This window comes from Bowdeniella nasicola (assembly GCF_001907295.1).
GTDB lineage: Bacteria > Actinomycetota > Actinomycetes > Actinomycetales > Actinomycetaceae > Bowdeniella > Bowdeniella nasicola.
In genome coordinates this window covers 1-17,960 of sequence record NZ_MQVR01000057.1, presented here as the reverse complement: position 1 = coordinate 17,960, position 17,960 = coordinate 1, and the positions used below count along the sequence as shown (strand labels likewise).

The 17,960-nt window shown below is 66.2% G+C and carries 18 protein-coding genes and 1 pseudogene; 6 read left to right on the top strand and 13 right to left on the bottom strand.

Translation table 11 applies throughout. From position 1 onward, the window contains the following. Positions 1–92: 92 nt before the first annotated feature. The 6 genes and pseudogenes from BSZ39_RS09200 to BSZ39_RS09180 all read right to left on the bottom strand — a co-directional run bounded on the left by BSZ39_RS09200 (position 93) and on the right by BSZ39_RS09180 (position 4,997). Positions 93–1,481 carry an NAD(P)(+) transhydrogenase (Re/Si-specific) subunit beta gene (locus tag BSZ39_RS09200; protein ID WP_073717040.1) on the bottom strand — a complete coding sequence of 463 codons (1,389 nt, stop codon included), beginning with the start codon at positions 1,479–1,481 and terminating at the stop codon, positions 93–95. Beyond that, a complete protein-coding gene (locus tag BSZ39_RS09195; RefSeq protein ID WP_073717039.1) occupies positions 1,478–1,786 on the bottom strand; it encodes an NAD(P) transhydrogenase subunit alpha part 2 in 309 nt (102 codons plus the stop codon). Before BSZ39_RS09195 ends, BSZ39_RS09200 begins: the two co-directional genes overlap by 4 nt. Next, entirely contained in the window at positions 1,783–2,970 is a 1,188-nt protein-coding gene (locus BSZ39_RS09190; RefSeq protein ID WP_222842919.1) for an NAD(P) transhydrogenase subunit alpha, read from the bottom strand. Before BSZ39_RS09190 ends, BSZ39_RS09195 begins: the two co-directional genes overlap by 4 nt. Before the next feature lie 55 nt (positions 2,971–3,025). Continuing rightward, on the bottom strand, positions 3,026–3,397 hold the full coding sequence (locus BSZ39_RS14645) for a hypothetical protein (RefSeq protein WP_073717038.1): 372 nt from the start codon (positions 3,395–3,397) through the stop codon (positions 3,026–3,028). A 139-nt stretch (positions 3,398–3,536) separates the two neighbouring features. After that, positions 3,537–3,674: pseudogene (locus BSZ39_RS14920) on the bottom strand (AarF/UbiB family protein); the annotation flags it as partial. A gap of 165 nt (positions 3,675–3,839) precedes the next feature. After that, positions 3,840–4,997, bottom strand: coding sequence for a YeiH family protein (locus BSZ39_RS09180; RefSeq protein ID WP_245792483.1), 1,158 nt, complete (start codon positions 4,995–4,997; stop codon positions 3,840–3,842). Positions 4,998–5,065: 68 nt separating this feature from the next. On the opposite strand from BSZ39_RS09180, the gene BSZ39_RS09175 reads away from it, so the two are divergent. Next, on the top strand, positions 5,066–5,956 hold the full coding sequence (locus BSZ39_RS09175; protein ID WP_073717037.1) for a LysR family transcriptional regulator: 891 nt from the start codon (positions 5,066–5,068) through the stop codon (positions 5,954–5,956). On the opposite strand, the gene BSZ39_RS09170 is transcribed toward BSZ39_RS09175, so the two are convergent. Then, positions 5,953–7,287 (bottom strand): aromatic amino acid transport family protein, encoded by a 1,335-nt coding sequence (locus tag BSZ39_RS09170; protein WP_143180468.1) that lies wholly within the window; start codon positions 7,285–7,287, stop codon positions 5,953–5,955. The genes BSZ39_RS09175 and BSZ39_RS09170 overlap by 4 nt on opposite strands. A gap of 129 nt (positions 7,288–7,416) precedes the next feature. Between BSZ39_RS09170 and BSZ39_RS09165 the strand changes: the two genes are divergently transcribed. The 4 genes from BSZ39_RS09165 to BSZ39_RS09150 all read left to right on the top strand — a co-directional run bounded on the left by BSZ39_RS09165 (position 7,417) and on the right by BSZ39_RS09150 (position 11,118). Next, the gene (locus BSZ39_RS09165; RefSeq protein WP_073717036.1) at positions 7,417–7,929 is read left to right on the top strand and encodes a phosphoribosyltransferase; all 513 of its coding nucleotides are present in this window, start codon (positions 7,417–7,419) and stop codon (positions 7,927–7,929) included. A gap of 100 nt (positions 7,930–8,029) precedes the next feature. Next, positions 8,030–9,730, top strand: coding sequence for a carbon starvation CstA family protein (locus BSZ39_RS09160; RefSeq protein WP_073717035.1), 1,701 nt, complete (start codon positions 8,030–8,032; stop codon positions 9,728–9,730). Positions 9,731–9,791: 61 nt separating this feature from the next. Further along, the gene (locus tag BSZ39_RS09155; protein WP_222842918.1) at positions 9,792–10,148 is read left to right on the top strand and encodes a cory-CC-star protein; all 357 of its coding nucleotides are present in this window, start codon (positions 9,792–9,794) and stop codon (positions 10,146–10,148) included. 7 nt (positions 10,149–10,155) lie between these two features. After that, on the top strand, positions 10,156–11,118 hold the full coding sequence (locus BSZ39_RS09150; RefSeq protein WP_073717034.1) for an ArsA family ATPase: 963 nt from the start codon (positions 10,156–10,158) through the stop codon (positions 11,116–11,118). Here the strand turns inward: BSZ39_RS09150 and BSZ39_RS09145 are convergent. The 5 genes from BSZ39_RS09145 to BSZ39_RS09125 form a co-directional block, all read right to left on the bottom strand. Continuing rightward, positions 11,115–11,624, bottom strand: coding sequence for a low molecular weight protein-tyrosine-phosphatase (locus BSZ39_RS09145; RefSeq protein ID WP_073717033.1), 510 nt, complete (start codon positions 11,622–11,624; stop codon positions 11,115–11,117). The two genes, BSZ39_RS09150 and BSZ39_RS09145, sit on opposite strands and share 4 nt — an antisense overlap. 17 nt (positions 11,625–11,641) lie before the next feature. After that, positions 11,642–14,155: an ABC transporter permease gene (locus BSZ39_RS09140; protein WP_073717032.1), complete on the bottom strand. Its 2,514-nt coding sequence runs from the start codon at positions 14,153–14,155 to the stop codon at positions 11,642–11,644. A 6-nt stretch (positions 14,156–14,161) separates the two neighbouring features. Continuing rightward, positions 14,162–14,884, bottom strand: a complete 723-nt coding sequence (locus tag BSZ39_RS09135; protein WP_245792482.1) for an ABC transporter ATP-binding protein — start codon at positions 14,882–14,884, stop codon at positions 14,162–14,164. A gap of 45 nt (positions 14,885–14,929) precedes the next feature. Beyond that, complete coding sequence (locus tag BSZ39_RS09130) at positions 14,930–15,724, bottom strand: thioesterase family protein (protein WP_073717030.1); 795 nt, start codon at positions 15,722–15,724, stop codon at positions 14,930–14,932. 61 nt (positions 15,725–15,785) lie between these two features. Then, positions 15,786–16,277 (bottom strand): hypothetical protein, encoded by a 492-nt coding sequence (locus tag BSZ39_RS09125; protein ID WP_073717029.1) that lies wholly within the window; start codon positions 16,275–16,277, stop codon positions 15,786–15,788. A 31-nt stretch (positions 16,278–16,308) separates the two neighbouring features. Between BSZ39_RS09125 and BSZ39_RS09120 the strand changes: the two genes are divergently transcribed. Beyond that, on the top strand, positions 16,309–17,085 hold the full coding sequence (locus BSZ39_RS09120; RefSeq protein ID WP_083603154.1) for a polysaccharide deacetylase family protein: 777 nt from the start codon (positions 16,309–16,311) through the stop codon (positions 17,083–17,085). 8 nt (positions 17,086–17,093) lie between these two features. Here BSZ39_RS09120 and BSZ39_RS09115 read toward each other — a convergent pair whose 3' ends face one another. Continuing rightward, entirely contained in the window at positions 17,094–17,546 is a 453-nt protein-coding gene (locus BSZ39_RS09115) for a hypothetical protein (protein ID WP_073717028.1), read from the bottom strand. Positions 17,547–17,960 lie beyond the last annotated feature (414 nt).

Sequence of the window (17,960 nt, the reverse complement as noted above, 5' to 3'; positions counted from 1 at the left end):
TACAACTATCATCGGCCTCATACCGCCTGTGCAGATCAGCCACCGGCCAGCCGAGTCCACGAACGTGTAGACAACGTCATGACCTCATACACCTACACCTCCTTGAGCGCGGCCACAACCGCGCCGAGGGACTCCTTAGCGTCGCCGAAGAGCAATTGCGTCTTGTCGGAGAACAGCAGCTCGTTTTCGATGCCCGCGAAGCCCGGGCGCATCGAACGCTTGAGGAAGAACACCTGGCCTGCATGGTCTGCGTTGATGATCGGCATGCCGTAGATAGGCGCCGACGGATCGGTGCGCGCGGCCGGGTTAACGACGTCGTTGGCACCGACGACGAGGACGACATCGGTGGACGGCATCGCAGCATTGATGTCGTCGGCCTCAATGAGCAGCTCGTAGGGCACATTCGCCTCGGCGAGCAGGACGTTCATGTGGCCGGGCATGCGGCCGGCGACGGGGTGGATGCCGTAGACGGCGTCGACGCCCCGCTCGCGCAGGGCGGTGACGAGCTCTGCGCACGTGTGCTGTGCCTGGGCGACGGCGAGGCCGTAGCCGGGCACGACGACGACGCGGGACGCGTAGGCCAGGGCGATCGCCACATCATCGGGCTGAGCGCGACGGACTGGACGATCGGAAGCCTGCGTCGAGCCCGCGGTCGAGCCACCCTTCAGCGCACCGAACAGGATCCCGAGCACGGAGCGGCCCATGGCGTTGGCCATCGCGATCGTGAGGATCGAGCCGGACGCACCGACGAGGGTACCGGCGACGAGCATGAGCGTGTTCGGCATCGCGAAGCCGGAGGCAGCGACGGCGAGGCCGGTGAACGCGTTGAGCAGCGAGATGACGATCGGGACATCGGCGCCACCGACGGGAAGCACCGTAAGCACACCCGAGGCGAGGCCCGCGAGCAGCAGGCCGAGGCCCCACCACACGTTGCCGGTCATCGCCGTGACAACGGCGAGCGCGGCGCTGATCGCCATCGTGCCGAGCATGATGATCGCGGCGTACGGCAGCACGATCGGCCGGCCCGTCATGATGCCCTGGAGCTTTGCGAACGTCAGCATCGAACCCGCGAACGACAGCGAACCGATGAGGATCGCGAACGCCGTCGCGCTCGTGGCAAACAGCGAGGTCGCGCCGCCCCACTCGGTGAGTTCCATGATCCCGACGACGGCCGCGGCGCCGCCGCCGACGCCGTTGAAGATCGCGACAAGCTGGGGCAGGTCAGTCATCTTGACCATGCGCGCCCACGGCACCGCGATGATGCAGCCGAGCACGATCGCCACGAGGACGACGGGCAGGTTCGCGCCATGGAAGTCGGTGGACAGCAGCGCGGTGACGACGGCGAGTGCGCCGCCGGAGGCGCCGATGAGGTTGCCTCGCCGCGCGTGGCGCGGGCTCGACAGGCCCTTCAGCGCGAGGATGAAGCAGACCGCGGCAACGAGGTAGAGGAGAGCAGCGACGTCGTAGCTGAGGAGCTTCACTTCGCGCCCCCTTCGCTGCTCGGCTGCTTGGGAGCGTTCTTCGCGCTAAACATCTCGAGCATGCGGTCGGTGATGACGAACCCGCCGACGAGGTTGATCGTTGCGAGCAGCACGGCGATAAACCCGAGGATCGTCAGCCCGATGTTCGGCGAATGCGCGGTCACGAGGATCGCGCCGACGAGAATGATGCCGTGGATCGCGTTCGCGCCACTCATGAGCGGCGTATGCAGCGTCGAGGACACCTTCGAGACCACCTCGACGCCGACAAAGGCGGCGAGGACGAACAGCGTGAGGATCGTGATCACTTCTCGTCTCCTTCCCTCGGGGCCTCGGCTTCCGCCGCGGGCTCCTGCGGCGCGGGCTGCGGCGCGGGTTCGAGGCGGTTTGCCCCGTCATGCGTGATTGCGGCGCCTTCGAGGATGTCGTCGTCGAAAATCACCGCGAAGCCATCGTCAGTGTCAAGCAGGTTCACCATGTTCTGGACGTTCTTCGCATACAGGCGCGACGCGTCGGCGGGCAGATCAGCCGCAGGTACGGTCAGGCCGACGATCGTGATCTCGCCATCGCCGCGCGAGGAAGCGACCTTGACGTCCTGGCCGGGCAAGGAGCCTTCGACGTTGCCGCCGGAGGCCGCGAGCATGTCGACGACGACGCTGCCAGGCCGCATTGCGGCGACCATTTCAGCCGTTGCGAGGCGCGGTGCCGCCTGCCCCGGCACGCCCGCGGTCGTGATGAGGACGTCGGCGTCGGCGATATGGGGCGCGAGCGCCGCCTGCTGGCGGGCTGCGGAGTCGTCGCCGAGCGCGCGGGCATAGCCCCCCGTGCCGGTGCCCTCGGAGGTATCGAGGCCGACGTCGATGAACGTCGCGCCCACCGAGCGGGCCTCTTCGGCCGAGGAGGGCCGGATGTCATTCGCGGCGACGTTCGCGCCGAGGCGTTTGGCGGTCGCGATCGCCTGCAGTCCGGCGACGCCGATGCCGAGTACGACGACCTTCGCCGGCGGCACCGTCCCGGCCGCGGTCATCGCGAGCGGGAAGAAGCGCGGCAGCCGGATCGCGGCCTCGAGCACGCAGCGGTAACCGGCCGCGAGCGCCTGCGAGGACAGCACGTCCATCGCCTGGGCGCGCGAGGTGCGCGGGACTTTCTCGAACGCGAGGGCGGTGACGCCCGCTTCGGTCAGGGCGGCGAGGCGTTCGTCGGTGAACGGCGCCATGAGCCCGATTGTCACGGCTCCGCGCCGCAGCCGGGCAATCGCTTCGGGCGGCAGCGGGGTGACGTGGGCGAGCACGTCGATCGCGGCAAGGTCGATACCGGGAACGACGCTGGCCCCGGCGCGCTCATAGTCGGCGTCGGTGTGCCCGGCGGCGAGCCCGGCGTGGGTTTCGATAATGACGGAGTGTCCCGCTCGCGTCAGCGCGGCTACGGTCTCGGGTACGAGCGCTACCCGCGTTTCCGGCGCTGGCTCACGGGGTGCAGCAATGGTGATCACATTGGCCAGGATATGTGATCGGGACCGCTTTTTATCGGGACTTTGGGCCGCCTCCTCAGGGCAGTGAATCGCGGAAGACATGCGCGACCGCGCGCAGCGCCAGGATGAATCCCGCAAAGCTTAAGAGCGAGCCGACGCCGAGCTGGACGACCCCGCGAATGAATCGGCGATCCGAGGCTTCCGACACCATCCGCGTGTTGATAGTGAAGCGCCCGGATTCGAGGTCGGCGCTGATCTGATCGAGGCGATGTGGCAGGTTTTCGAGCAGCGGCAGGAACCGGACGGCTCGCGTCAGGAGTTCCTCCTTTGCTCGTTCGGGCGTGAGCTCGGGCGCCGCGGCGCGGCCAGACTTTCGTGCGGCGGCGACGAGGTCGAGGGCCGGGTCGAGGATCATGAGCGTGCCTTCGAGCCCCCCGAGTGAGCGCATCGCGGCCGCGAGTTGCGCGCGTAATGAGCAATCCGACGCTGCGACGCAGCGCTCGCTCGTCGACCCCGTCCGGGGCGTCGGCGAGTTCCAGGAGCGCGTCGGTGGCGAGCATCGGGTCACCGGAGTCGATCGCCCACAGCAGCAGGCCGAGGTTACATCGCGAGATCGAATCGAGTCGGCCCACCGAACCGAAGTCGATGAGCCCGATCTCGCCTGTTGTCGAAAGAAAAACATTTCCCGGGTGCAGATCGGCGTGAAAGATCCCGTCCGAAACGATCCCGGCGAGGACCCCGTCGAGCGTCTTCGCCGTTTGCCCACCATAGCCGACAAATCTCCGGGGACTCCTCCCGCACGGCGGTTACTTACACACCACCATCGTGCCGGTCGGGGACCCGTTCTCTCATCCCCACCCCGGTGACGGTAACGTCATGACCCGCAACGCCTAGACGAGGACGAAAACTCCGAGCAGCGAGATGACCACGGCAAGGACGCCGAGGATCGCGCCTAGGCCGAGCGCCCTCGCACCGGAGGTGACGAGCTTCTTCAGTCGCACGCCGGCGCCCATCGCTACCATCGCGCAGGTGAGCAAGATCGTTGCGGTGATGTCGGCGGCGTGGAGGAAACCGCCCGGCAGGTTCGTCACGGAGCGGAGGATGACCATGACGAGGAAGCCGGCAACGAACAACGGCATGATCGGCGGGCGCTTATCGGCTACCTGCGTGTGGTCGACTGGCCTTCCGGCGACGACGTCATCGACTTCGGCGGCCGCGATCTGTTCCTCACGCTTGCGCTCGGCGCGCCGGTTTTCGAGCGCGCCGACGAGTGCGACGAGCGGGGCCAACATGGCGACACGGCCGAGTTTCGTGACGACGGCGGTATCGACGAGCGTGCTCGCGGCGGCCGAATCCGTGACGTTCGAGGCGGCGATTCCGGCGCCGGCGACGACCTGGCCGACCTCGTGCACGGCGGCACCGACCCACACACCTGTCTCGGTGGGAGCGAGCGACAGCAGCGCGGCGAGCGGCGGGAGCGCGAGCAGCGCGACGGTGCCGAAGAGCGTCACGGATGCGATCGCAGTGGCCGCGGCCTCGTCGGTGTCGTTGTCCTTTGAGCCGCGTCCGACGACGGAGCTCATGGCGGCGACGGCGGCAGCGCCACAGATCGCGGTGCCGGTGGCGGTGAGGACCGTTGTCGCATGCGAGATCTTCATCGCTCGGCCGAGCAGCAGGCCGACGGCGTAGGTCGCGGCGACGGTCACGATGATGACGCCGATGACGCCCCAGCCGAGCGCCAGCACCTGCGGGATCGATAGGCGCAGGCCGAGCAGGACGACACCGAGGCGCAACACGGTGCGCCCGACGAAGGCAAAGCCGGGCTCGGCCGCGGCGGGGATCACTCCCGTGTTGCGCAAGATGACGCCGAGGATGATCGCGACCAGCAGGGCTGACAGCAGCGGCACGGCGAAGTTCACGGCATAGGCGATGCCGGCCGCGAGCGCCGCGATCGCGATGCCGGGCAGGAGCTTCGGGAAGCCGGTGATCCAGACGCGGGCGCGGTGCCCGCGGGAGGCGGAGACAGTGCGGGGGTCTTCAGTCGTCACCCGGCCATTGTTCCTGCGGTGCGCGCTCCCGTCGATCAGAAAACGCCGCTGGGCTATAAGGTTTTATTATGACGACGCTTTCTCGCCGCGATCTCGAGATCCTCGAATGTCTCGACAGCTCCCCCTCTCTTACCGCAATTGCGCGCGAACTCGGCGTCTCCCAACCGCTGATCTCCGCCCGCCTTGCCGACCTCGAACGCGAGTGCGGGCAGCCGCTCATTGTGCGCACGACCACGGGATTTTCCCCCCGGCCGGCAGCGTTCCGGCTGGCCCGCTCGGCGCGCCGCGCCCTGCTTGCCCTCGATGCCGCCGACGATAGTTTCGCCGCACTCGCGTCGAACAACGCTACCCCGGCCGAGCGGGTCCAGATCGCCGCGTCCCTCACCGTCGCAGAAAACCTGTTGCCGGCCTGGCTCGCGCTCATGGGCTCACCGCACGACATCTCGGTGACCGTGACGAACTCCCGCCGCGTTGAGGCGCTCGTGACAGCAGGCGAGGCCGAGGTCGGTTTTATCGAGGGCCCCTATCCCCCGACCGAGCTGTCGGCGTGGACGATCACCGACGATGACCTCGTCCTGATCTGCCGTGCCGTCGACCCGCCCGAGCTGCCCGCGGGCCCGATCTCGGCGCGCGCACTGATCGAACTGCCGCTCGTCATCCGCGAGGAAGGCTCGGGCACGCGAGAAGTGCTCGCCGAAGCGTGTTTGCGCGAGGACGTGCGCCTGCCCGCGCGCCTCCCCCAGGTTTCCAGCGCTGCGGCGATCCTGCAGGCAGTGCGCCACGGTTCGCTCGCGGTCGTGCCCGAGCTGACGGTCCGCGACCAGGTCGCGGCCGGGGAATTCCGCGCGATCGAGACGACACTTGGCCTGCATCGTAGCCTTCGAATGGTTACGAAAAGCGGCGCCCGACTGTCGCCAGTCGCGCGCCGCCTTGCCCGGATTGTGCGGGCGGATCGTTAACGGAACAGCGAGAACGCCACGCCCGAGACTGCCACGATACCGGCGATGATGACGAAGATGTTCGACGCCTGCTTGCGGTAGGGCTTCAGGGCGTCGACCTGGTAGATCGCATACATCGGCATGAGGTAGAGGATCGAGGCGATGACCGGGCCCGACAGGGACTCGATCAGGCCGAGGATCGACGGGTTGATGATGGCCGCGGCCCACGTCGTGAGGAACATGAAGGCGGCGATGTACAGCGACAGCTTCTTGTTGCCCATGGCGGCGGTGGCCTTCGGGGCGACGGTGCGGACGATACCGGCCGCGCCCTCAGCCGCGCCGAGGTAGTGGCCGAAGAAGGACGAGCCGATCGCGGCGATCGCGATGGCCGGGCCGAGGTAGGCGATGATCGGCGTGCCGTGCACGTTCGCGAGGTGCGAGAGCACCGGCAGGTTCGCCTCTCGGGCAGCGGCAAGTCCGTCGCTGCCGAGCGCCAGCACGCAGGACCAGACGAAGAACATCGTGAAGCCGACCAGCAGGGCAGCCGTGCGGATGAGGACCTTCGACGCGTTCTCCGCGGCGGCCTCGCCGTGTGTGCGCTGCATCGCGAGCGAGAACTGCGAGATCGCGGGCGAGTGGTTGAACGCGAACACCAGCACGGGGATGACGAGCCAGACCGCGAACATCATGCCGCCGAAATCGGTGGGCGACTTGAGGCCGGACAGCGACCACGAGGGGATGAGGTAGAGCGAGATGCCGAACAGCAGCGCGATGAGCGGGTAGACGAGCACCTGCGTGACGATGAGCATGATCCGCTGGCCCACGAGCATAACGATCATGAGCAGCGTGATTGCCACGCCGGATAGGATCACGCGCGGGATCTGCGGGCCACCCAGCTGGTTGACGATGAGGGAGTCGAGCGTGTTCGTGATGCCCACGCCGTAGATCAGCACGATTGGGTAGATCGCGAAGAAGTAGAGCACGGTGATGACCTTGCCGGCCACGTCACCGAAGTAGTCGGCGGCAACGAGAGTGATGTCTTCGCCCTTGCGCGGTGAGACACAGACGAACCGGGCCAGGGCTCGGTGCGAGAAGTAGGTCATGGGGCCGATGAGCAACGTGACGATGAGCAACGGCCAGACACCGCCAGCACCCGCGTTGATCGGCAGGAAGAGCACACCCGCGCCAACGGCCGTGCCGAATAGGGAGATGACCCAGGAGCGGTTGACGATCTTCGGGTTTTGTTTCTCCTCGGGCGTCACCAGCGGCTTTTCGGCCAGCTCGGGCGCCTCGATCTCGCTGAACGGTTCAGACGAGGGGGTGGATTCGGAAGGTGGGAACGGTGAAGACATCGGCGTCCTGTCGTCGTTACGGATTGACCGAACTGAGTCAAACAGGAACATTCTAGGACTTTCAAGCTGACCGTTTGTCCGAGTTGGGTGATCTTCCGTACGTTGACGCCAAGCCCCTAGAATTAGGCCATGACTGCTTTTGACGACGGCGCCTCCAGCCACGACGACATTACTCGCGAAATTCTCACCTGGGAGCGTTTCGGGGATTCTGCCCGGGATCTCGCTCAAATGATCGTGGACGACAACTGGCGTCCCGACCTCGTCGTCGCGGTCGCGCGCGGTGGGCTGCTGCCCGCTGGCGCCGTGTCCTACGCGCTCGGGGTCAAAGCGATGGGCACGATGAACGTCGAGTTTTATACCGACGTCAACGAAACGCTCGACGAGCCACTGCTGCTCGACCCGATCATGGACACCTCGGATCTGCCTGGAAAGAAGATCCTCGTCGTCGACGATGTCGCTGATTCGGGCAAGACGCTCGCCAAAGTCATGGACATGCTCTCCGAATTCGAGGGCGTCGAGGTCAAGAGCGCAGTCATCTACCACAAGCCCCGTTCGATCATCACGCCGAACTACGCGTGGAAACGCACCGACGACTGGATCGTCTTCCCGTGGTCCGATAAACCGCCGGTAACGAGCTCCTAGGACACAATTCGGCAACAACTGATGGGCGCAATGTCGCCTGCGCCACACAATGGGCTAGCTTAGGGGATACATCACACTGCCCGGAAAAACGGAGTCCCCTATGAACTCAATCGTCCTCGCCCTCATCGGCGTCGGCATGATGCTGCTCGGATACTTCTTCTATTCGAAGTTCATCAGCACGAAGGTGCTGAAACTCGAGGAATCGTTTGTCACCCCCGCACACGAATTCCAAGACGGCATCGACCACGTCCCGACGAACAAGCTCGTCTTGTGGGGCCATCACTTCACCTCGGTCGCGGGCGCCGCCCCGATCGTCGGTCCCGCCATCGCCGTGATCTGGGGCTGGCTGCCCGCCTTCCTGTGGGTCACGCTCGGCACCGTATTCTTCGCCGGCATGCACGACCTCGGGGTCCTGTGGGCGTCGGTGCGCAACAAGGGCAAGTCGATCGGTTCGCTTTCGGGCCGCTATATCGGTGCTCGCGGCCGCGTCCTGTTTCTCGTCGTCATCTTCCTGCTGCTGCTCATGGTCAATGCCGCGTTCGCGGTCGTGATTGCGGGGCTGCTCGTCGGTACTCCCTCGGCCGTTATCCCGACCTGGGGCGCGCTCGTCGTCGCCGTCCTCGTCGGCCAGGCAATCTACCGCCTGAAGTGGTCGCTGCCGCTCGTCTCCATCGTCGGTGTCGTTGCGCTGTATGGTCTGATCATCCTCGGCGACCAGGTCCCCGTCGTTCTGCCCGAGACCGTTCTTGGCCTGTCCGCCAAGGCGTTTTGGATCGTCCTGCTGTTCCTGTACGCCGGCATCGCCTCGATGCTGCCCGTGTGGGTGCTGCTCCAGCCGCGCGACTACATCAACGGCCTGCAGCTGTTCGTCGGCCTCGGCCTGCTGTACGCCTCAGTGCTGTTCACGATGCCGACGGTCGTCGCGCCCGCGATCAACGACGCCGTGCCGGAAGGCACGCCGCCGATCGTGCCGCTGCTGTTTGTCACCATCGCGTGCGGCGCGCTGTCTGGCTTCCACGGCATGGTCGCCTCCGGTACGAGCTCCAAGCAGCTCAATAAGGAAACCGACGCCCGCTTCGTCGGCTACTTCGGCGCGGTCGGTGAAGGCCTGCTCGCCCTTGGCGCGATCATCGCGACGACGGCCGGCTTCCAGTCGCTGGCCCAGTGGCGCGAGGTCTACTCCGCGTTCGGTAAGGGCGGCGTGAACGCGTTCGTGGACGGCGGCGGCGCCATTATGGAGGCCGCGCTGCACGTCCCGCATTCGCTGTCCGCGACCGTGCTCGCGACCATGGCCGTCCTGTTCGCCGCGACCACGATGGACACCGGAGTGCGCCTGCAACGCTTCGTCGTCCAGGAGGCGGGCGAGCTCATCGGAGTGAAGCTGCGTCGCGTCTCAGCCACGGTCATCGTCCTCGTCGTTTGCATCGGCCTGTCGTTCGTCGCCGGCGCCGACGGTGAAGGCGGCATGATCATCTGGCCGCTGTTCGGCACGACGAACCAGCTCATGGCCTCGCTCTCGCTCGCGATCATCACCGTGATCCTGCTACGCAAGCGCCGCCCAGCACTGTACGCGCTGATCCCGTTCACGATCGTGCTCGCGATGTCGGTGCTCGCCCTCGTGGTGCAGCTGGGCACGTTCTACAAGGACGGCAACTGGCTGCTCCTCGTCCTCGATATCATCATCCTCGTCTGCGCCCTCGTCGTCACCCTCGAATCGGTGCGCGCGATGGTCGGGGCCCGCGCGGCGGGCGACCCGGACGCGGAAGTGCGTGCGCCCGAACCGGTCGGACACGACATCTAAATCCCCCGGTAACTGAGCGGCCGGTCGCCTCGCGGCCGGCCGCTCACCCCCTAGGAGTCTCATGTCCGAGCCCACGACCCCCTCCCGCCACGACGCGGTGTTCATCGACGGCGAGGAACGCATCCCCGCCGGATCCCTGCGGACCGAAGCGAAGAGCCTGAAAGAGCGCTGGCGCGCGTTCAAGGCTGGGCTGAACGAGTACTACTACGCCGCCTACCGCTCGACGATGGCGCGCGCGGCCCGCGAGGAGGACGACTTTTTCATGCTCGTCGTCCTCGGCGAAGCGCTCGGCATCCCCAACCCGATGGCCTATGAGACTGCCGAACTGTGGCCCTACCTGCGCGAGGACTTCCACGAGTGGCACACCCGCCTCGGCCTCGAGGACTCCCCCTTCGACCACTTCAGCTGCTGCTGCTAGGAGCACCATGCCCGCGATCCGCGATCTCGCCCGCGACCACGCCGTCCTGTTCTTTTCCGGCAAGGGCGGCGTCGGAAAGACCACCCTTGCCTCCGCCACCGCCCTCGCCCGCGCGCGCGACGGCGGCCGCGTCCTCGTCGTTTCCACCGACCCGGCCCACAACCTCGGCCATCTGTGGGACCGCGCCGTCGGCCCGAGCCCGGTCACGCTCTGGGAAGGTGCGGGCGGCTTCCTGCACGGCGTCGAACTCGATCCCGCCGAGATCACCGAGCAGCACCTAAAGACCGTCGGCGAGACGATGCGCAAATTCGTCTCCGAGGATCTGCAGCGTCAGGTCGATAACTACCTCGCGATGGTGCGCCAGGCGCCCGGCATGCACGAGTCCGCGCTCATGGAGCGCATCGCCAAGCTCACCGTCAATCACCGCGGCGAGGACTACGACCTCATCGTCTTCGATACCGCGCCGACGGGCCACACCGAGCGGCTCATGCACCTGCCCGACATGATGGCGGTCTATACCGATGCGCTGCTTAACCGGCGCGAAAAGTCCGCGAAGCTCGCCGAATCCGCCGAAGCACTTGGCCACAAGAAGACGGCTAACCGCAACGACAATGACATTCGTGCGGTGCTGGATCGGCGCCGCACGCTGTTCACGCGCTTCCGCGAGATCCTGTCCGACACATCCGCGACGAGCTTTATCCTCGCGCTGACCGCCGAACGCATGCCTGTGCTCGAGACGATCGATTTCGCGAACTCGCTGAAATGCCTCGGGATCTCCGTCGGCGCGCTCGCCGTCAACCGGCGCACGCCCGCGGGCCTTGGCGACCGCTGGGATGAGCGCCGCGCGGCCGAAGCGGGCTATATCGAGCAGTTGAGCCAGGCCGTGAGCGCCCCGATCGTCGAGATCGAGATGCTCGGCGGCGAACCGACCGGCGCGGCGGCACTCGAGGAGATCGGGAGCTTCCTCTAGCGAGCGTCCGTCACGGCATCAAGGACGTTGTCCGCGGCGCCTTCGACGACCTCGAGCGTGTCGAGGAAGTCCTCGTGTCCGCCGTACCACGGGTCGGGCACGTCGAGGTCGGTGCCGACGGGCGTGCCCTCGGGCAGGCTCGGATCAAATTCGCGCCACATCCGGATATTGTCGGCGCCGACGCCGTCGCGCTCGGCGATTCGATACAGCGCTGCGCGGTGACGGTCAGTCATAGCGAGCACGAGGTCGTAGTCGGCGAGCTCGCCGCTTTTCACCTGGCGGGCGGCATGCCACGGGATCTCGTAGCCGGCGTCGCGCAGGACGCGCTGGGCACGATCGTCGATCGGATTGCCCGCTTCCTCGTCGCTAATACCGGCCGAATCGATCACCACATCGAGGCCACGCTTCGCGGCGCGGTCCGTGAGGATCACGTCGGCCATGGCCGAGCGGCAGATATTTCCGGTGCAAACAACGAGAATGCTGGGCTTGGTAGATCGATCAGTCATGGCCCTAGTGTCTCAAATTAGTCGGCGCGAATCGCGTCGAGGATATCGACGCGGGCGGCGCGCTGACCGGGGATGAGCGAGGCGAGGATGCCGATGATGAACGCGGCGACAAGCAGAATCGCGAGGCTCCACCACGGGACCGTGACCGCGAGCGTGCCACCGTCGGACATGTAGATGTAGACGGCGATGGCGAGCGGGACGCCGAGCGCGATGCCGAGGACCGCACCGATGATCGTCGTGAGGATCGATTCGTGCAGGAGCACCGCGCGCACGCCGCCGCGAGACAGGCCGACGGCCTGCAGGAGGCCGATCTCGCGGACGCGGTCGGCGACCGACAGCGACAGCGTGTTGATGACGCCGAGGACCGCGATGATGATCGAGAGGCCGAGCAGGGCGTACAGGACTGTGAGCGCCATATCGATCTGCGTGGAGCCCGCGTCGACCATGTCTGCGCGGTCGAGGACCCGGTAGATGTGCAGGTCTGACAGGGCCGCGGTGAGGTCCTTCTTGACGGTGGCGACGTCAGCGCCCTGCTCGATCGCGACGAGGGTCGGGCCGACGAGTGGTTCGAGCGTGCCGATCGCGGCAAAGTCCTCGTCGGTGACGGCGACCTGGACTTCCATCATCTCGGTTTTCACGATCGCGGCGACGCTCACCTCACGCATGCCGGATTGCCCCGCGAGCGTGATGTTTTGGCCGACGGAAAGGCCGTGGTCCTTGGCGTAGTCCTCACCGAGGATCGCCGTGCCCGGCCCATAGGTGGCGAGGTCGCCGCTCGTGGCGGAAACGCCGAGGGGCGGCAAGACCGCGGGCGGGAGCGCCGCGATCTGGCCGTCGGTCCGCTCGCTGCCGAGCTCGATCCGCGCGTAGCCGTAGCGCACCGCGCCAAGGACCGATTCGACGCCGGGAGCGTCGGCGATCCGGCTGGCGGCTTGGGTCACGTCCGAGGCCGTGACGATCGGCTGGACCATGAGGTCGAATTCGGCGATGTCGTCGTAGGCGGAGGCGAGGCTCGCCTTGATTGAGGAGGCGAGGGTCGCGCCCCCGGCGACGAGGGCGACTCCAACGATGAGCGCCGAGGCCGTCGTCGCGGTCTTGCGCGCGGCGCCCGCGAGCGAGCGGGAGGCGAGCGTGCCCGAGATGCTGCTCGCGCGGCGCAGCGGCGCGCCGAGGGCTGCGACTGCCGGGGCGATGAGCGCGGGCGCGAGGACAAAGAGGCCGAGGACGGTGAGGGCGGCGCCGGCGCCGAGCGACCAGCTCCCGAGGCTGCGGGTGGTGCCCGCGATGACGAGCGGGACCCCGGTGGCGAGCATGACGACGCCGATCACCGCGCGCAGGCGCAGCGGCGGTTCGGTCGCACCGGAGGTTTCGCGCATCGCTTCGATGGGAGCGACGAGTGCGGCGCGGCGGGCGGGCACGACGGCGGAGGCGATCGTGACGACCATGCCGATGATGAGTGCGGTCGTCGCGGTGGCGGGCGTGAGCGTGAAGTCGCCCGCGAGCGGCATGCCGATTTTCTCGATTTCCGCGCGGATGACGACGAGCAGCCCCTGCCCGAGCAGGACGCCGAGGGCCGAGCCGATGAGCCCGATGACGAGCGCCTGGACGATGACGATCGCGAAGACGTGCCCGGGTGCGGCCCCAATCGCCCGCAGGAGCGCAAACTGGCGTTGGCGCTGGCGCACCGACATATGGAACGTGTTCGCGATGATGAACGTCCCGATCGCGAGGGCGATCGTCACGAACACGATGATGAGCGTGTTGAGCAGGGTGAGGAACTCTTCAAACGTCTTTTTCTGTTCGTCGCGCACATCGGAGGCGATCCGGACCTCGACGTCGGAGCCGAGCTCGCTGCGAATCGCGTCCGCTACGGCGTTGTCGTCGGCGCCGTCGGCGAGCGTCACGGTGAGGGTCTCGGCTTTGCCGTCGTGTCCGAAGACCTTGATGCCCTCGTCCTTTTGCAGCATCGCGACGGACGCGCCCGCCATCGTCGTCTTATAGCGGGTGATGCCGCTAACGACCATGGGTTTGGGGGCGCTGCCGACGATGACGGTGACGCGGTCGCCGACGTCGAGTTTCGCGCGGTAGGCGGTCGATTCTTCTAATACAACCTCATCTGCGGCATGCGGCTTGCGGCCCTTGATGAGGGATGATTCCAGCTCCGAATAGGGCAGTCCGACGGCGGGCGCCTGCGCGAGGTTCGCGGGCACTCCCTCCTTGTCGAGGACGACGAGTTGGCCCGAATAGTCGGCGCGGACGGACTGCACGCCGGCAAGTCCCTCGATTGTCGTGGCGAGCGCGGGGTCGATCGGGGCGTGCATCTGCCCGATGTCAGTCTCGGCGATGAGCGGGCCGGAGACGATGAGCCCGTCGGTGATGATCCCGTCGATGAGCGAGGAGAGCGTTGAGCGCAGCACGTCGCGCAACCCGAGCGTGCCGGCGAGGAACGCGACGCCGAGAATGACGGCGAGCGCGGTCAGTAGGAAGCGGTTGGCGTGGGCGCGGATGTCGCGCCACATCACGGTTCCCATAGCGGCCTAGAGCTCTCGCAGGGCGTCGAGCACGGTGTCGCGGGTGGGCGAGACCAGCTCGGAGCGGATCGTGCCGTCGGCGAGGAAGATGACGCGGTCGGCGTAGGCGGCGGCGTCGGGCTCGTGGGTCACCATGACGACGGTCTGCTCGAAGTCGTCGACGCTCGCGCGAATGAAGCTGAGGAGTTGCTCGCTCGCGCTGGAGTCGAGGTTGCCGGTGGGTTCGTCGGCGAAAACGACGTCGGGTCCCGTGAGCAGAGCACGTGCGCAGGCGACGCGCTGTTGCTGGCCACCCGACAGTTCCGCGGGCCGATGGTCGAGCCGGTCGGCCAGCCCCATCGTCTGAACGATCGCCTCGAAGCGCGCGCGGTCGATCGGTCGGCGCGCGATCCGTGCCGGCAGGCAAATATTCTCTTCCGCGCTGAGGGTCGGGACGAGGTTGTATGCCTGGAAGATGAAGCCGATCGAATCGCGGCGTAGGCGCGTGAGTTGGCGTTGGGACATGTCGGTGACGACCTTGTCGTCGATTTCGACGCGCCCCTGGGACGCTTTTTCGAGGCCGACGACGCAGTGCATCAGCGTGGATTTTCCGGAACCAGAAGGACCCATGATCGCGGTGAGCTCACCGCGCGGGATTTCGAGGTCGATACCTCGCAGTGCGTGGACTTGGGCATCGCCACGGCCATAGGTTTTATGGAGGCCGGCGACGCGCACAATAGGAGTGCTCACAGCTGCCAGACTAACCCTCCAAATGTCCCGAATATGACGGAAAAGTTACGATCTCATATCCCGGACGGTCAAGATTTGCTCGGCCCGCCCGAAGGGTCCGGACTTGTCGTGCAACACTGTCGAGGTGACCCCGATTCCGTCGGGTCCGATCGACTGCTGGACGTCGAATCCGATCCACTGGCCCGCGGGCTCGCGGTAGAGGTAGACGGTAAGATCGACGTTGGGGAACATCCACTCGTCCTTGTTCCCGCGCGGCATGACGCCGTTGGTCGTGTCGGCCATGCCCATAAGGCGCGCGAAGGTTGAGGTCTCGCGGCCTTCGCACACGTCGACGTCCGTCGTCATCCACACGACGCCGTTGCCGGGGCGGGAGCGCGCCGACTGGCGGTAGGTCGTCGAGCGGATGAATCCGCCCGGCCATTTCGTCATCTCGGGATACGGCTCGCACTCCGTGGGGCCCGGGATGTCGAGGTCCTCGTAGCCTTCCATCTCGGCGGAGTCGGAGACCGCGAGCCGCCACGCTCGCAGTACGAGGAGGCGGCGGTCGTCTTTCACCATGGCCGCTTCGATGAGTTCGATCGTTTTGCCGGGCCGGATCGTTTCGACCAGCACGTCGAATTCGCCCGAGTGCAGCTGCCCCATGATGTCGAAGGCGAGGCGCGCGAACCGCAGGGGCAGCCGGTCGCCGTCCGTGTCGGCGACGTAGCGTTCGAGTTCCTGGGCGAGCAGGCCGCACGCCGCCGCCATGTGCTGCTGCTCAGGGTTCCAGGCCCCTTCAGCGTGCTCGGTCGATTCGAATCTCGTGCCGCCCAGGTGGCGGTAGAACGCGTGCGCTGTCATGGCCCGATCTTGGCGGAGGTGACCTGCCCGCTCAACACGTTGTGCCGCCAGGCAGTGCTGCTCACCCCTGTCCGAGGGCGGGTGCGATGAGCGCAAAATCCTCCTTCGAGATCCTCTTGCCTTCGAAAAACAGGTACGGCTGTTGCCCGATCGCCGAGGTCACGCCGGCAACAGGGATTGAATAAAACTCTTGTAAATCCAGCGCGATGCGCCCCTTGAGTTTGCGGGCCCGCTTCGCACTCGGCAACGGCAACGAATACGGGGTGAGGGGGTCGACGAGACGGCCAAGATAGCTAATGCCGGGCCGGGTCGCGAGCACGATGACGGGTTCCGGCTCGGGGAGTTTCGCCCACGCGATGAGCCCGGGAACGAACGCGAGGACGTGCTCTGATTCGGGGGTTAGTGTCGGTAACTCATCGCGCGCGACCGTCGTGGTGGTGGGCTGGAGTTCGGCGAGCGCTTTTGACCGGCGGCGCGGCCAGTCCACCCCGTCGACGAAGAAGTCGAGGACGCTCAACGCCCCGTGTGCGAGCGCGCGTAAGACGGCAGCCATGCGGATATCCTTGCACGCTAAGCTGACAGGCATGGTAGGGGCCGGACACCGCACGATTCGACGATTACTCATCGCACTTGCTGTCGCGCTCACCCTGGCGGTCGGTGTCGGGATCGGCTACCTCATCCCCCACAAGCTCTCCCCTAGTGAGCGCGTTGCGCCCCGCTCCGAGGACGTGACGACAAGCCTGCAGGTCAACACCGTTTTCCGGGTCGCAACGAGCGAGAAACTCGTCGCCCTCACTTTTGACGACGGGCCCGATCCGCGCTGGACCCCCACGGTCCTTGACATCCTCGCCAAACACGATGCGAAGGCGACGTTCTTCGTCATCGGCGAGGCCGCGAAAAAACATCCCGAACTCATCGCACGGGAAGCGGCCGAGGGCCACGAGATCGGGATCCACGAGTGGCAGCATGTCGACTATCTCAACCAAGAGTTTTCCGACCTGTCCAAGCGCCTGCGCGATACCCGCGAGGCAATCATCGCTGCCGGCGCGCCCGAACCGACCCTCGGCCGCCCACCATATGGCCGCCTGGACTCCCCCTCACTGAGGGTTTATGCCGACCTCGGTCTCGACGCCGTATTGTGGTCCCACCACTTCCCCGGCGCGCATGCCGCCGACGTTCGAGCACGCAATGAAGCAAGCGCATCCCCGGGAATGATTGTGCTCGCCCACGATGGGCGCCGTGACCCAACGGATGCCCTCATGAGTGAGATCGACGCGTTCATCACCTCGCTGAAGGCGAAGGGCTACCGCTTCGTGACGATCAGCGAACTGCGCCAGCACGCGGCGAAAACTGCGAACTAACCGATCTGCTACCCATCCTCGCGCTGACCGAGGGCCGTGACGACCCGTCCGAAATCGGAGCGACGAATCCGCTTACCTTCGCTGTACAGCTGGCTCATGGGGAGCGTATAGAGACTGTTGAGGTCGACCGCGTTGCGGTTCTTCAACAGTTCCCACCGCGCCGCATGGCTGAGCTTGACTGCGCCGGGCGTCGCGACTTCCACTAGGCGCGCGACACACGCATCCTCGGCAGTGTGCGCAAGCACGAGAACGGGTTCGATCCCCGGCAGTTTCGCCCACGCAATCGATCCCGGTTGGAGCGCGCCGACGGACCCGTCGTCATACGTCAGCGCTGGCAGCTGAGAAACGGGGATGGGCTCGGCGCAGGCGGTCAGCTTTCGCATCCGACGCTCCCGCTGCGTTGGCTTCGAGACAAACATGTCTGACACGAAGTCCACCACGACATCAAACAGGAAGCTCATGCATCCATTATCGGGGTCACGGCCGTGCCGAACATCGGTCGTAGGTCGGTACTGAGAAAAACCGCTCCCCACCGCGAGAATGAGGGCCAAACGAGCCGCCGACCACCACGCTATCGAACTAAATGCGGCCTATCTATTGAACCAAATGCGGGCGTTTTACTGAACGTTTTGCGGCGCGACTAGTGGCTCGTGGTCTGCCAGGGCGAGGTAGGCGAGGACGACGTTAGCCGAGGACCACGCCAGTGGCGCGACCGCGCTCGGCTTACCCTCGAGGGAAATCTTTTCGGGGATCGCTCCCGCGACCGTCGTGTGGGCCGCAGTCAGTTGAGTCCCTCATAGTGGTGTAGCGGGGTGGTCGTGCTGGACAGCAGGGCGGTCACCGCGTGATCCTCGAGTTCATCTTCTACAACTCAC